Source organism: Streptomyces sp. Root1304, assembly GCF_001426405.1.
Taxonomy (GTDB): domain Bacteria; phylum Actinomycetota; class Actinomycetes; order Streptomycetales; family Streptomycetaceae; genus Streptomyces.
The window spans coordinates 862,208-875,398 of record NZ_LMEP01000012.1; the positions used below are offsets into that span (position 1 = coordinate 862,208).

The 13,191-nt window shown below is 73.9% G+C and carries 14 protein-coding genes; 5 read left to right on the forward strand and 9 right to left on the reverse strand.

Annotated elements, in window-relative coordinates; translation table 11 throughout:
- Window positions 1-16: 16 nt before the first annotated feature.
- The 4 genes from ASD33_RS16735 to lipB form a co-directional block, all read right to left on the reverse strand.
- Complete coding sequence (locus tag ASD33_RS16735; RefSeq protein ID WP_056560326.1) at window positions 17-721, reverse strand: DUF4191 domain-containing protein; 705 nt, start codon at window positions 719-721, stop codon at window positions 17-19.
- 10 nt (window positions 722-731) lie between these two features.
- Complete coding sequence (locus ASD33_RS16740) at window positions 732-947, reverse strand: hypothetical protein (RefSeq protein ID WP_056560329.1); 216 nt, start codon at window positions 945-947, stop codon at window positions 732-734.
- A gap of 274 nt (window positions 948-1,221) precedes the next feature.
- Window positions 1,222-2,190 carry a lipoyl synthase gene (lipA, locus tag ASD33_RS16745; protein ID WP_056560332.1) on the reverse strand — a complete coding sequence of 323 codons (969 nt, stop codon included), beginning with the start codon at window positions 2,188-2,190 and terminating at the stop codon, window positions 1,222-1,224.
- A gap of 102 nt (window positions 2,191-2,292) precedes the next feature.
- Entirely contained in the window at window positions 2,293-3,108 is an 816-nt protein-coding gene (gene lipB, locus ASD33_RS16750) for a lipoyl(octanoyl) transferase LipB (RefSeq protein WP_056561520.1), read from the reverse strand.
- Window positions 3,109-3,397: 289 nt separating this feature from the next.
- Here lipB and ASD33_RS16755 point away from each other — a divergent pair, with 289 nt between their 5' ends.
- Window positions 3,398-5,053: a hypothetical protein gene (locus ASD33_RS16755; protein WP_056560335.1), complete on the forward strand. Its 1,656-nt coding sequence runs from the start codon at window positions 3,398-3,400 to the stop codon at window positions 5,051-5,053.
- Window positions 5,054-5,086: 33 nt separating this feature from the next.
- Here the strand turns inward: ASD33_RS16755 and ASD33_RS16760 are convergent, their stop codons facing one another.
- Both ASD33_RS16760 and ASD33_RS16765 read right to left on the reverse strand, forming a co-directional pair.
- On the reverse strand, window positions 5,087-6,475 hold the full coding sequence (locus tag ASD33_RS16760; RefSeq protein ID WP_079044815.1) for an NAD(P)/FAD-dependent oxidoreductase: 1,389 nt from the start codon (window positions 6,473-6,475) through the stop codon (window positions 5,087-5,089).
- 197 nt (window positions 6,476-6,672) lie between these two features.
- On the reverse strand, window positions 6,673-7,593 hold the full coding sequence (locus ASD33_RS16765; protein WP_079044816.1) for a TIGR01777 family oxidoreductase: 921 nt from the start codon (window positions 7,591-7,593) through the stop codon (window positions 6,673-6,675).
- A 38-nt stretch (window positions 7,594-7,631) separates the two neighbouring features.
- Between ASD33_RS16765 and ASD33_RS16770 the strand changes: the two genes are divergently transcribed.
- Window positions 7,632-8,129 (forward strand): GNAT family N-acetyltransferase, encoded by a 498-nt coding sequence (locus ASD33_RS16770; RefSeq protein WP_056561526.1) that lies wholly within the window; start codon window positions 7,632-7,634, stop codon window positions 8,127-8,129.
- Here ASD33_RS16770 and ASD33_RS16775 read toward each other — a convergent pair.
- Window positions 8,119-8,781 carry a TetR family transcriptional regulator gene (locus ASD33_RS16775; RefSeq protein WP_056560338.1) on the reverse strand — a complete coding sequence of 221 codons (663 nt, stop codon included), beginning with the start codon at window positions 8,779-8,781 and terminating at the stop codon, window positions 8,119-8,121. The two genes, ASD33_RS16770 and ASD33_RS16775, sit on opposite strands and share 11 nt — an antisense overlap.
- 131 nt (window positions 8,782-8,912) lie before the next feature.
- Here ASD33_RS16775 and ASD33_RS16780 point away from each other — a divergent pair, with 131 nt between their 5' ends.
- Window positions 8,913-9,707: an SDR family oxidoreductase gene (locus tag ASD33_RS16780; RefSeq protein ID WP_079044817.1), complete on the forward strand. Its 795-nt coding sequence runs from the start codon at window positions 8,913-8,915 to the stop codon at window positions 9,705-9,707.
- Complete coding sequence (locus ASD33_RS16785) at window positions 9,707-10,552, forward strand: SDR family NAD(P)-dependent oxidoreductase (RefSeq protein WP_056560341.1); 846 nt, start codon at window positions 9,707-9,709, stop codon at window positions 10,550-10,552. Before ASD33_RS16780 ends, ASD33_RS16785 begins: the two co-directional genes overlap by 1 nt.
- Before the next feature lie 72 nt (window positions 10,553-10,624).
- Here ASD33_RS16785 and ASD33_RS16790 read toward each other — a convergent pair whose 3' ends face one another.
- Window positions 10,625-11,146: a DUF4240 domain-containing protein gene (locus ASD33_RS16790; RefSeq protein WP_056560344.1), complete on the reverse strand. Its 522-nt coding sequence runs from the start codon at window positions 11,144-11,146 to the stop codon at window positions 10,625-10,627.
- A 99-nt stretch (window positions 11,147-11,245) separates the two neighbouring features.
- On the opposite strand from ASD33_RS16790, the gene ASD33_RS16795 reads away from it, so the two are divergent.
- The gene (locus ASD33_RS16795; protein WP_056560347.1) at window positions 11,246-12,163 is read left to right on the forward strand and encodes an SDR family oxidoreductase; all 918 of its coding nucleotides are present in this window, start codon (window positions 11,246-11,248) and stop codon (window positions 12,161-12,163) included.
- Here ASD33_RS16795 and ASD33_RS16800 read toward each other — a convergent pair.
- Window positions 12,154-13,164, reverse strand: a complete 1,011-nt coding sequence (locus ASD33_RS16800) for a WYL domain-containing protein (protein WP_056560350.1) — start codon at window positions 13,162-13,164, stop codon at window positions 12,154-12,156. The two genes, ASD33_RS16795 and ASD33_RS16800, sit on opposite strands and share 10 nt — an antisense overlap.
- Window positions 13,165-13,191: the final 27 nt, after the last annotated feature.

The following is a 13,191-nucleotide window of genomic DNA, read 5'->3' on the forward strand; positions in this document are numbered from 1 at the left end:
CTCGTCAGGTCGTGGGTCAGCGCGCCTTTCCGCCGCGCGGCATCCGCATCCCCTTGGGCATGGGGCCCTTCGGCAACGGCATGTTGCTCATGAGGTCGCCCATCGCCCGCAGCCGGTCGTTGGCCGCCGTCACCTGCGGGCCGGTGAGCACCCGAGGCATCTTGAGCATGGTCGTGCGGAGCTTCTTCAGCGGCACCTGGCCCTCGCCGTCGCCGACGATGAGGTCGTGCACCGGCACGTCCACCACGACGCGGTTCATCCGCTTCTTCTCCGCCGCCAGCAGGGTCTTGACCCGGTTGGGGTTGCCCTCGGCCACCAGCACGATGCCGGCCCGGCCGACCGCCCGGTGCACGACGTCCTGGCTGCGGTTCATCGCGACCGCGGGGGTCGTCGTCCAGCCGCGCCCGACGTTCTGGAGCACCGCCGCCGCCGCGCCCGGCTGGCCCTCCATCTGTCCGAAGGCCGCGCGCTCGGCGCGCCGCCCGAACACGATGGCCGCCGCCAGGAGCGCCAGGACGAAGCCCAGGATGCCCAGGTAGACCGGGTGACCGATCAGGAAGCCGATCGCGAGGAGGACACCGAGTACGACGATGCCCACGCCAGCGACGACAAGCCCGACCTTAGGGTCAGCCTTTCGGGTCATCTTGTACGTGAGGGCGATCTGCTTGAGCCGCCCCTGGTTCGCAGCGTCAGCGCTGCCCGTGTTTGCCTTCCTCGCCATGTCCTGAAGTTTACGTGGCCCGGGAAGTCCGGCCCGACGCGACCTCCATCACGTGCTGGGCCTCGACCCGGTCCTTGGCGTTGCGGCGGTCCTCCAGGACGGAGTTCCAGGCGTTGCGCCGGGCGGTGCGCTGCCCGGCGCCGAGGAGCAGTGACTCCACGGCCTTCAGGGCGTCGGTGACGGACGGGATCGCGGTGACGCGGACGTGCGTCGATGCGGCCGGCATGTCGGGGTCCTCCCTCGATTGCGGGTGAGACGAGGCGGGGGGTGTGAGCGGGTGGTGGCGGTGAGTGGTTCCAGGCTCACAGACTGGTGTTACCAGGGCGTGACCCGGTGGTCAAACACTGATGAAACGTGGATGAGCCCAGGCGGCGGAACCGGGGAACGGCGGCGCGGCCCGTACATCCCCGCTGAGCTGCGGGGGCGTACGGGCCGCGCCGGATCCGGCCACTACTGACCGGTAACTACTTGTGCTCGGATTCACACAGCCATGGAACGGCTCAGACCGCCTGCGTGGCGTTGTCCACCGCGCCGCGCTTCTCGATCGCCTGCTGGAACAGACGACCGGCACGGTACGACGACCGGACCAGCGGGCCCGACATCACGCCGGAGAAGCCGATCTCGTCGGCCTCCTCCTTCAGCTCCACGAACTCCTGCGGCTTGACCCAGCGCTCCACGGGGTGGTGCCGGACCGAGGGGCGCAGGTACTGGGTGATCGTGATGAGCTCGCAGCCCGCGTCGTGCAGCTGCTGGAGCGCCTCGCTGACCTCCTCGCGGGTCTCGCCCATGCCGAGGATCAGGTTCGACTTCGTGACCAGGCCGTAGTCACGGGCCTGCGTGATGACGTCCAGGGAACGCTCGTAACGGAAGCCCGGACGGATCCGCTTGAAGATCCGCGGCACCGTCTCCACGTTGTGCGCGAAGACCTCGGGGCGGGAGGCGAAGACCTCCGCCAGGAGCTCCGGCACCGCGTTGAAGTCGGGGGCCAGCAGCTCGACCTTGGTCCGGCCGTCGGCACGGTCCGCGGTCTGCTGGTGGATCTGGCGCACGGTCTCCGCGTACAGCCAGGCGCCGCCGTCCTCCAGGTCGTCGCGCGCGACGCCGGTGATGGTGGCGTAGTTCAGGTCCATCGTGACGACCGACTCGCCCACGCGGCGCGGCTCGTCCCGGTCCAGCGCCTCGGGCTTGCCCGTGTCGATCTGGCAGAAGTCGCAGCGCCGGGTGCACTGGTCACCGCCGATGAGGAAGGTGGCCTCGCGGTCCTCCCAGCACTCGAAGATGTTGGGACAGCCCGCCTCCTGGCAGACCGTGTGCAGGCCCTCGCTCTTCACGAGGCTCTGCATCTTCGTGTACTCGGGCCCCATCTTCGCCCGGGTCTTGATCCACTCGGGCTTGCGCTCGATGGGGGTCTGGGCGTTCCGGACCTCCAGGCGCAGCATCTTGCGTCCGTCGGGTGCGACTGCGGACACATCGGCTCCTGTAGCTTCGATTCTTCGGCGAACACCAGGGTACGCCGTTGCTTCCCATGCCTTACTACGTCTGGCCAACCTCTGGCCAGCGCCCTGCATTCCTCAGACCGAGGCGGTTTCCGCCGCCACCGGACGCTCGATCTCGCGGGGCCTGAGCTCCGCGCCCTCCAGGACGTCCCGCAGATGGCGCTCCGCGACCGGGAGCACCTCCTCGATCGTGAGGTCGCGGCCCAGCTCGTTGGCGAGCGAGGTCACCCCCGCGTCGCGGATGCCACAGGGGATGATGCGGTCGAACCAGGCGTTGTCCGGGTTCACGTTCAGCGCGAAGCCGTGCATCGTGACGCCCTTGGCGACCCGGATGCCGATGGCGGCGAGCTTGCGGTCCTCGCGGCGCTGGCCGGCGTTGGACGGCGCGTACTCGGGCCCGTTCAGGCGCGGGTCGAACTCCTCGTCCGTCAGCCGCGGATCGAAGTCGAGGGAGAGTCCGCCGATCGCCGGGCGCTGCTCGACCGGGTCGCCGAGGACCCAGACCCCGCTGCGTCCCTCGATCCGGGTGGTCTCGACTCCGAACTCGGCGGCCGTACGGATCAGGGCCTCCTCCAGGCGGCGCACGTGCGCGACGACGTCCACCGGGCGGGGCAGCTTCATGATCGGGTAGCCGACCAGCTGGCCGGGGCCGTGCCAGGTGATCTTCCCGCCCCGGTCGACGTCCACCACGGGCGTCCCGTCGAGCGGGCGCTCGTTCTCCTGGGTGCGCCGGCCGGCCGTGTAGACCGGCGGGTGCTCCAGGAGCAGACAGGTGTCGTCGGTCTCGTCGGCGAACCGCGCGGCGTGCACCTCGCGCTGCTTGTCCCAGGCCACCTGGTACTCGACGGCTTCCGCGCCGAACCCAAGGCGGACGAATCGCAGCTCACTCACGGCCATGCCTCCTCCTGGGTGCCGTGGACCGGGGACCGGGGATCATCCCGGGCCGGCGGCGGCACCATGCGTCATTCGCGCCCATGCCACTGTACGGCGGTGGCGGGGACGCCCCTCCGGCAGGTGGACGGGGGCGCCTACGTCAGCGATGCCGTCAATCCTCACACGATCGGATGAATCTGGGGCGAAGCTGGCGGTACGGGCCGTGGGGACCGCTAAATTCACGCCGTTCCATGAGGGTCCGACGGGGCTGCCGCCCGGACCCGGAAGGCAGGAGACCGCACAGCTGATGACGGAACGACCACCGCAGCGCATCCCGAACCGCCAGCTCGCCGCGCTCATCGCCGAAGCCGGGTTCTCCCACGCGGGGCTCGCGAGACGGGTCGACCAGCTCGGTCTGGAACACGGCCTCGACCTGCGGTACGACAAGACCTCGGTGACCCGCTGGCTCCGCGGCCAGCAGCCGCGCGGCACCACGCCCGCCCTCATCGCCGAGGTCTTCACCCGTCGCCTCGGCCGCCGTCTCTCCGCCCAGGACCTCGGTCTCGACGCCTGCGCGCCGGTCTACGCGGGCCTGGAGTTCGCCGCGACCCCGGAAGAGGCCGTCGACATCGTCAGCGGCCTCTGGCGCAAGGACTCCGGCAGCCACGCGGAACTCCGCAAGATCGCCTTCACCCCGGCGGGCCTGGTCGTGCCCAGCCGCGACTGGCTGATCGGGCGGGCCGACGACAAGGTCGCGCGCGGGGAGCAGCCGCAGCCCGCCCGCGCCTCCACCGGCGGCACGGCCACCGCCTCCGCCCGCCTCGCGCACGACAGTCGCCTCGGGCAGGACACACGGCTCACCCGCGACTCCCGTCCCGGGAGCGACTCCCGCCTCGCCGGTGACTCCGGGGCCCCGTACGACCCGCGTGACCCGCGCTCCGCGCACACCCCGCAGGACAACCGTCCGCCCCACGACCCCCGCGCCCCGCTCGACCCCCGGGTGCCGCCGCAGGGCCGCTTCTCCGTGCCCCGGCAGCGCGGTACGGACCGGGGGCCCGGCCAGCGGGTCTCCAGCGGCGACATCGCCGCCCTCCGCTCGGTCGGGGAGCTCTTCCGCACCCTCGACCACGCCTACGGCGGCGGCCACGCCCGCCAGGCCCTCGTCCGCTACCTGGAGCACGAGACCGAGCCGATGCTGCGCGGCACCTACGGGGAGTCCGTGGGCCGCCGGCTCTTCGCCGCCGCCGCGGACCTCACCCGGCTCGCCGGCTGGACCTCGTACGACATCGCCGCCCACGGACTCGCCCAGCGCTACTTCGTGCAGGCGCTGCGCCTCGCCCAGGCCGCCGGGGACCGGGCCTACGGCTCCTACGTCCTGCTCACCATGAGCTGCCAGGCCGTCTACCTCGGCCACGGCCGCGAGGCCGTGCAGCTCGCCCGGGTCGCCCAGCAGGGCGTCGGGCCCGCCGCGCCGCCCGTCGTCCAGGCGATGCTGCACGCGGTCGAGGCGCGCGGGCACGCGGTCCTCGGCGAGGCCCGCGCGTGCAGCGCCTCCCTCGTACGGGCCGAGCGGGCCCTCGAAGCGGCCCGGCCGGGCGACGAGGTGCCGTACTGGGCCCGGACGTTCGACGAGGCCCAGCTCGCCGACGAACTGGGGCACTGCCACCGGGACCTCCAGCAGTACCGCCCCGCCGCCCAGCACGCCGAGCGCGCCCTCCAGCTGCGGGCCCCCGGCTACGCCCGCAGCCGCCTCTTCTGCCGGGTGGTCCTGGCCACCTCCCGCCTCGCCCTCGGGGAACTCGACCAGGCGTGCGCGCTCGGCGCGGAGGCCGCCCAGCAGGCCTCCGAGATGCGGTCCGCCCGCGCCGTGGAGTACGTACGCGACTTCGAGCGGCGCCTGGAGCCGTACCGCGACGCGGCGGCGGCCCGCACCTACCGCGACCGGGTGGCGGCCATCGGCTGACCCGGCCCCGGGGCGCCCCGGCCGCCGCCCGGCTCAGGCCGCCTCCTCCTCGGCCGCCGGCTCGTCCGGCGCCCGCAGGCCCAGGTCGGACAGCAGGGCTCCGGCCGCCCGGTGGCCCGAGGCGAGGGCGCCCTGCGGGGTGCTGGTGGCCCGGTGGTCGCCGCAGGCGTAGAGGCCCGCGAGCAGCCGGACCGGCCGGCGGGCGTCGTGCGGGGGCGTCATCGCGGGCACGGCGTCCCGGGTGTGGTGCAGGGCGAGCAGCTCCCACTCGTCGGTCGACGTGCCGTAGAGCGTCGCCAGGTGCTTGCGGACCCGTCGTTCCGTGTCGTCCGGCGGCGTCCCCAGCACCGTCGAGGTGATCAGGGGCCGGCCCCCCGGCGCCCGGCTCGGATCCACCGCGCTCATCACGGCGGTGTGGGCCACCGGCCCGCCCGGGTCGGACTCCAGGACGAGCGTCGGGTCCCCGGTGGGCGCCACCGGCGCCGTGTGGTGGAGCACCGTCACGGCGTGGAAGTCCGGGGTCCGCAGCCCCGGAAGCAGTGCGGCGGCCGTCCGCGCGCCGGTCGCGAGCACCACCGACCGGCACCGGAAGACCCCGTGCCGCTCCGTCGTGACCCGGGAGACCGAGGCCTCCGTGACCCGCACGCCGGTCCGGACCGTGCCCGGCGGCAGCGCGGCGGCCAGCTGCTCGGGGAGCGCCGCCGAACCGCCCTGGGGGACCGTCAGCCTGCCCCTGGCGAAGGCCCGCAGCGCGAGGTCCGCATGGCGGCTCGACATGCCGAGGTCCGGATCGCCGAGCAGCGCCGCGAGCAGCGGACGCAGCACCCCCTGCACGGTCCTGGCGGGCAGCCGGGCGGTCAGCGCCTCGCGCGCGGTCCGCTCGGGGCGGGCGAGGAGACGCTGGGTCGGGGTCGCGGCCAGCCGGACCAGCGACGCGCCCAGCCGCGCCTGGTCGAGCGAGGCGGCCGGATGACGGGGGGCGCTCGCGAGGGCGCGCGCCACGCTGAACGCTCCCCCCACGCTCCGGTGGCCCGCTCCCCGGGGCCCGCCCGCCGCCCGGCGCGGGCGCGGAGCGCCCCATCGCGCGTAGCGGCCGTCGCTGTGCACGAGCACCCCCGGAGCGAAGGGGCGCAGCACGAGGCCGTCGAGGCCGGGCGTGGCGCGCAGCTCCTCGTACGACAGGGTGAGCAGCGGTCCGACCCGGTCGAGCAGGAAGCCGTCGACGGCCTCGGTGGCCATCCGCCCCCCGATCCGCGGCTCCGCCTCCAGGACGGCGACGGAGAGTCCGGCGCCGGTCAGCCGGTGGGCGGCGGCGAGCCCCGCGACCCCGGCTCCCACGACGACGACGTCGACGGCCCGCGTGCCGTCGTCCTCGACGTCCGTACGCTGTGCGGTCCTTGCGCTGTCTGCGCTGTTGAGCACGTGCCCCTCCCCAGGTCGGCGCGGCCGGTGGGATGCCTATGCCCCCAACCGGCCTCCGGAACGCCCGAGTTCGCCGTTCTCGTCGAGCCTAGGCAGCGCTCCCACGGGTGCCAGCCGCGCGCACCGGGGTGCTTGCGGCACGGGGGAGCGCAGGGGTGCGGGGAGGGGCCGGTGCCGTGCCCGGCGGGCGCCGGCGCTCAGCGGGCGGCGGCCCTGATCGCGTCGTCGATGGTCGGGAACGCGAACTCGAAGCCCGTCTCCAGCAGGCGCCCCGGCAGCACCCGCTGACTGCCCAGCACGTCCTGCGCGAAGTCCCCGAGGACCAGCTTCAGGGCGGGTGCGGGCACCGTGCACACGGTCGGCCGGCGGAGCACCCGGCCCATCGCCGCCGTCACCTCGCGGTTGGTGACGGGCTCGGGGGCCGTCAGGTTCACCGGACCGGAGACCGACGGGGTGTCGACGAGGTGGCGCAGGGCGGCCACCTCGTCGTGGAGGGAGATGTACGACCAGTACTGGCGGCCGTCGCCCATCCGCCCGCCGAGCCCGGCGCGGAAGACCGGGAACAGCCGACCCCACGCCCCGCCCTCACGGGCCACGACCAGGCCGGTGCGGGCGTACGCGACCCGGATGCCGGCCTCCTCGGCGGGCGCGGCGGCGGCCTCCCACTCCACGCAGACCTCGGGCAGGAAGCCCGTCCCGGCGGGGGCGCTCTCGTCGACCGCACGGCTGCCGGTGTCCCCGTACCAGCCGAGCGCCGTGCCGCACACCAGGGACTCCGGCGGCTGCGCGAGCGAGGCGAGGGCCTCGGCGACGGCCCTGGTGCCGAGCACCCGGCTGTCCCGGATCTCCCGCTTGTACGCCTCGTTCCAGCGGCGCTCGCCGACCCCGGCGCCCGCCAGGTGCACGACGGAGTCCACGCCGACGAGTCCGGCGGCGTCCACGTACAGCCGCTTCGGGTCCCAGGTGACCTCGTCGGCGGTCCTGGCGGGCCGGCGGACCAGCCGGAGGACCTCGTGGCCGTCGGCGCGCAGGGAGCGGACCAGGGCGGAGCCGATGAGCCCGGAGGCGCCGGTGACGGCGACGCGCTTGCGAGTGGCGGAACGCTGCATGGACACCATCCTGCCCTCCCCGGCGGGCGCGTGGCACAGTGGCGGTCATGATCGTGCCGGAGACGCTGATACGGACCGCCGTGCAGGCCGACGACGCCGCCCTGGCGGAGCTCGACCGGACCACCTGGTCGACCCTGCACGCGGTGCTGCCCGCCCCGGAGCCGGGCGAGCCCTTCTTCGACGCGCGCCACCTGCCCGGGGACTACCTGGTGGCCGAGCGTGGGGGAGCGGTCGTCGGCTACGTCCGGGTGGTGCCGCCGACCCCGCTCGCCGCCACCGCGCACGTCCGGCAGATCCAGGGCCTCGCCGTCGCCGGGTCCGCCCGGGGGCTCGGCGTGGCGCGGGCGCTGCTGCGGGGCGCGATGGACCTGGCCAGGGAGCAGGGCGCCGTCCGGATCACCCTGCGGGTCCTCGGGCACAACGCCCCGGCCCGCGCCCTCTACGCCTCCGAGGGCTTCGTCGTGGAGGGCGTCCTGCCGGGCGAGCTGTTCCTCGGCGGGGCGTACGTGGACGACGTCCTCATGGGGCGCCCGCTCACTCGCTGACGTCCGGGTTCAGCAGCCGCATCCCGCCCATCAGTTCGCGCAGGCAGCGGACCGCGAGCCCGGCCGGGGCGCCCTCGCCGGTGACCGGGGCGTCCGACTCCGCCCAGGCCTCCAGGGCGATCCGGATCGCGTCCGTGGCCGCCGCCGCCGCGAGCCGTACCTCCAGCGGGTCCGCGTCCGGCCCGGCGAGCCCGGCGACGACCTCGCGCAGCCGTTCCTCCGACTCCTGGTTGACCCGGTACCAGACCGCCCGCAGGGCGGGGTCGCCGGTGGCGGCGCGCAGCAGCCCGCGCGTCCAGCGGAGCCCCTCCGCCGCCTCCTCGTCCCCGGGGTTCAGCGAGGCGGCGATCGAGCGTTCCAGGGCCTCGGGCAGGGCCGCGCCCGGTTCCGTGGTGGCGAGGATCCCGCGCCAGCGGTCGGCGCCGACCGTGAGGAGGGGGGCGACGGCGTCCTGCTTGGAGCGGAAGTAGCGGTAGAAGGTGCGCAGCGCGACGCCGGCCCGCTGGGCGATGTCCTCGGCGGTGGTGCCGTCGGGGCCGCGCTCGGTGAAGAGCTCTCCGGCGGCGCGCGCGATGTCCAGCTGGGTGGCGGCCTTGCGGCGCTCCGTCAGCGTCCGGGTGGGGGGCGTGGCGCCCTCGGGCTTCGTGCTCACCGTACGAAGCGTACGCCCGCGACTGCCGAGCGTGCACGTCGTGCAGCTGTGGCAAAACGTGTCACGTGGGCGTACGGTGGCATGGTTCCCGGGAACGTTCCCCGGAATCTTGAGATCGAGAGGTTGTCGCCATGAACCAGCTGACCCGATACGAAGGACGCCGCGCCCTCATCACCGGCGGCGGCTCCGGCATCGGCCAGGCCACCGTCCTGCGCGTGCTCGCCGAGGGCGGCCGGGTCGTGGCCGCCGACATCAGCGAGGACGGCCTCAAGGACACCGTCGCCAAGGCGGGCGACGCCGCCGACCGCCTCACCACCGTCGTCCTGAACGTCGGCGACGAGGCCTCCGTACGCGCCGGCGTCGCCGCCGCCGTCGAGGCGCTCGGCGGCCTGGACGTCCTGGTCAACGCGGCCGGCATCCTGCGCTCCTCGCACACCCACGAGACGAGCCTCGACTCCTTCGAGCAGGTGCTCCGGATCAACCTGACCGGCACCTTCCTCATGATCCGCGAGGCGATCCCGGCCCTCCTGGAGGGCAACGGCTCCGCCGTCGTGAACTTCTCCTCCACCTCGGCGATGTTCGCCCACCCCTACATGGCGGCCTACGCGGCCAGCAAGGGCGGCATCCAGTCCATGACCCACGCGCTCGCCGCCGAGTACGCCGGGCGGGGCATCCGCTTCACCGCCGTCCAGCCCGGCTCCATCTCCTCCGGCATGACCGACGGCACCGGCGCCAGCCGCCAGAGCGTCGGCCCCGGCCTCCCCGAGGACGCCGACCTCTCGCTCTTCGTGAAGCTCGCCCCCGCCCTCGGCCAGGGCTTCGCCGGCCCCGAGACCGTCGCCGGCGTCGTCGCGATGCTGGCCTCCGACGACGGCCGCTTCATCACCGGCACCGAGGTCCGCATCGACGGCGGGACGCACTTCTGATGACCGCCTCCCCGCTCGCCGCCGAGGTCTTCGGCGGACGCACGGCCGTCATCACCGGCGCCTCCTCCGGGATCGGCGCGGGCCTCGCCCGGCACGCCGCCGGGCTCGGCATGAAGCTGGTCCTCGCCGACATCGCCGCCGACCGCCTCGCCGCCTTCGCCGAGGAACTGCGGGCGGGCGGCGCCGAGGTCGAGAGCGTGGTGACCGACGTCGCCGAACCCGCCTCCGTCGAGGCGCTCGCCGACACCGCGTACACCCGCTTCGGCACGGTCGACCTGCTCGTCAACAACGCCGGGATCATGTCCATGGGCTGGTCCTGGGAGATCCCGGCCGAGCGCTGGGACGCCATGCTCCGGATCAACATCGGCGGCTACGTCAACGGCATCCGCGCCTTCGTCCCGCGCATGCTGGAGCGCGGCGCGAAGGCCTGGGTGGTGAACGTGTCGTCCATCGGCGGCATGCTGCCCAGCCCGCTGATGGCCCCGTACAGCGTCACCAAGTTCGGCACGCTCGCGCTCACCGAGTCGCTGCACCACGAGATGCTGATGAAGGGCGCCCCGATCCAGGTGTCCGTCGTGACCCCCGGCTCGGTCAAGAGCGAGATCTTCAGGGCGGCCAGGCCCGGCGAGACCGTCCCGCCCGAGATCGCCGCCTTCAACGAGCAGCTCCAGACCCTCGCCGACGAGCACGGGCTCACCCCCGAGGAGCACGCCGAGCGCGTCTTCGAGATGGTCGCCGAAGGGAAGTACTGGGCGATCCCGCAGCCCGAGCAGCTCTTCCCGGCGCTCCAGCCGCGCACGGACATGATCCTCGGCCAGGAGAACCCCCGGCTCCAGCTGGGCTGAACCGCCAGGGGCACAGACCCCGGGTGCGCGACCACTCGGGGGCGCGGATCCCTCCGTCCGCGCCCCCGGGTCCTACGCCGCCCCGAACCGCTCCCACAGACGCGGGAAGCGGGCCGCGAGCACATCGTCGTCCGCCAGGTCGAAGGGAGTGCCCAGCGGCTCCCCGCCCGGCATCGGAATGCCCAGGTCCGGGGTCTCGGCGCCGGTCAGCCGCTCGTACGCCTCGTCCGCCGCGAAACCGATCTCCTCGCCGTCCCCGTCGATCTCCATGTCGAAGTCGTCGAGCAGCTCCGCCAGCGCGTCCGGATCGTGCACCGCGCCCTCGTACACCTCCCGGCCCTGCCCGATGAGCCAGCAGCGGAACGAGTCGAAGGACTCCTCGCCCGCCCCGTCGAAGAGCACCGCCGCCGCGCCCCACAGATCCCAGAGGTACGCGCGGTTGTAGCGGGCCTCGAAATGGCGCGCGTAGTCGAGCACGGAGTCGGGGTCCAGCCGGGTCAGCCGTTCCACGAGCAGATCGGCCTGCTCCTCGGGGTCGCCCTCGGCGGCCTCGCGGCTGGCGTCGATGATCTCCCAGAACTCGGTCTCGTCCATCACGGGACCAGCATCGTGGCTCGGGAGGTGCGACGCACCCGGAAAGCCCGAAATGAATCCGGACAGAGGATGTCGGGTATTCCGGGAAGACTCCTCCGCATGACGACGGAGACGAAGCCACTGCACGGACGGATCTGCCTGGTGGCCGGGGCCACCAGGGGCGCGGGACGGGCCATCGCCGTCCAGCTCGGCGCGGCGGGAGCCACGGTGTACGTCACCGGGCGGACCACCCGCGAGCGGCTCAGCGAGGTCGGCCGGGCCACCGAGACCATCGAGGAGACCGCCGAACTGGTGACGGCGGCCGGCGGCGAGGGAGTCGCCGTCCCCACCGACCACCTGGAGGCCGACCAGGTCCGGGCGCTGGTCGACCGGATCGACCGGGAACAGGGACGGCTCGACGTCCTCGTCAACGACGTGTGGGGCGGCGAGCACCTGGTCGTGTTCGGGAAGAAGCTCTGGGAGACCGACCTCGACAACGGCCTGCGGATGCTGGAGCTGGGCGTGCGGACCCACGCGATCACCTCCCGCCTCGCCCTGCCTCTGCTCATCAGGAACCCGGGCGGCCTGGTCGTCGAGGTGACGGACGGGACGGCCGCGTACAACACCCGCTTCCGCGAGAACTTCTTCTACGACCTCGCCAAGAACGCCCCGATCCGGATGGCCTTCGCCCTCTCCCACGACCTGGCGGACGTCGGCGGGACGGCGGTGGCGGTCACCCCCGGCTGGCTGCGCTCCGAGCAGATGCTCGAAGGCTTCGGCGTACGCGAGGAGAACTGGCGCGACGCCACCGCGAAGATCCCCGACTTCGCGGTGTCCGAGTCCCCGGTCTACGTGGGGAGGGCGGTCGCCGCCCTCGCCGCCGACCCCGACCGGAACCGCTGGACCGGACAGTCCCTCTCCAGCGGGCAGCTGGCCAGGGAGTACGGCTTCACCGACGCGGACGGCTCGCGGCCGGACGCCTGGGGCTTCATCGTCGCGGGCGAGACCGGGAAGCCGGACGTGAACGACTACCGGTAGCGCGCGGCCGTGCGCCGGGCCGCCTCGGCGAACCGCTCGCGCAGGGAGGCGGGGGCCAGCACCTCCGCCTCCGGGCCGAGCCCGAACAACTGCGAGAAGGCCACCTCCTCGCTCTCCACCGGGAGCCGCACGGTCACGCGCCCGTCGCCGTCCCCGTCCCCGTCCCCGGAGCCGGAGCCGGAACCCGAGTCCCGCTCCCCGTCGGCCGCCGCCGCGAGCGCCTCCTCGGCCGCCGCTCGGTCCGTGACGTACGGAAGCCGGCGCGCCCCCGCCTCCGTGAGCCGGACGACGACCTCGGCGCGCAGGATCGACCGGGCGAACTCGGCGGCCCGCTCCTCCCAGAAGGCGGACAGATCGAAGTCCTCCTCCCGGACGAACCGCTCCCCGCCGACCGCGACCGCCGTGAAGCGGTCCACCCGGTACGTACGGAAGGAGGAGCCCGAGCGCGCGCACAGGTACCAGACGCCCGCCTTCAGGACGAGTCCGTACGGCGCGAGTTCGCGCTCCACCTCGGTGTCCCCGCGCCGGTAGCGCGCCCGGACCGGCAGGTCGTCCCAGACCGCCTCCGCGAGCGGCGCCAGCAACTCCGGCGTCTCCGGCTCCTGGTACCAGCCGGGGGCGTCCAGATGGAAGCGCCGCGCCGCCGAGGCCGGCGCGTCCCGCAGCGAGGGCAGCAGGGCGGCGCTCACCTTCAGCCGCGCCGAGGAGGCCGCGTCCGCGAGCCCCATGTCCCGCAGCGCACCGGGAAGCCCGGAGAGGAACAGCGCCTCCGCCTCACCGCGCTCCAGACCGGTGAGGCGCGTACGGTATCCGCCGACGAGCCGGTACCCACCGGCCCTGCCCCGGTCCGCATACACCGGAACCCCCGCCTCCGAGAGGGCGAGGGCATCGCGGGTGACGGTCCGTTCGGACACCTCCAGCTCGGCCGCGAGCGCGGCCGCCGTCATCGAGGGACGGGACTGGAGGAGCAGGACCATCTTGATCAGCCGGGCGGCACGCATGACTCCATCATGCGTGCCCGCACCGAC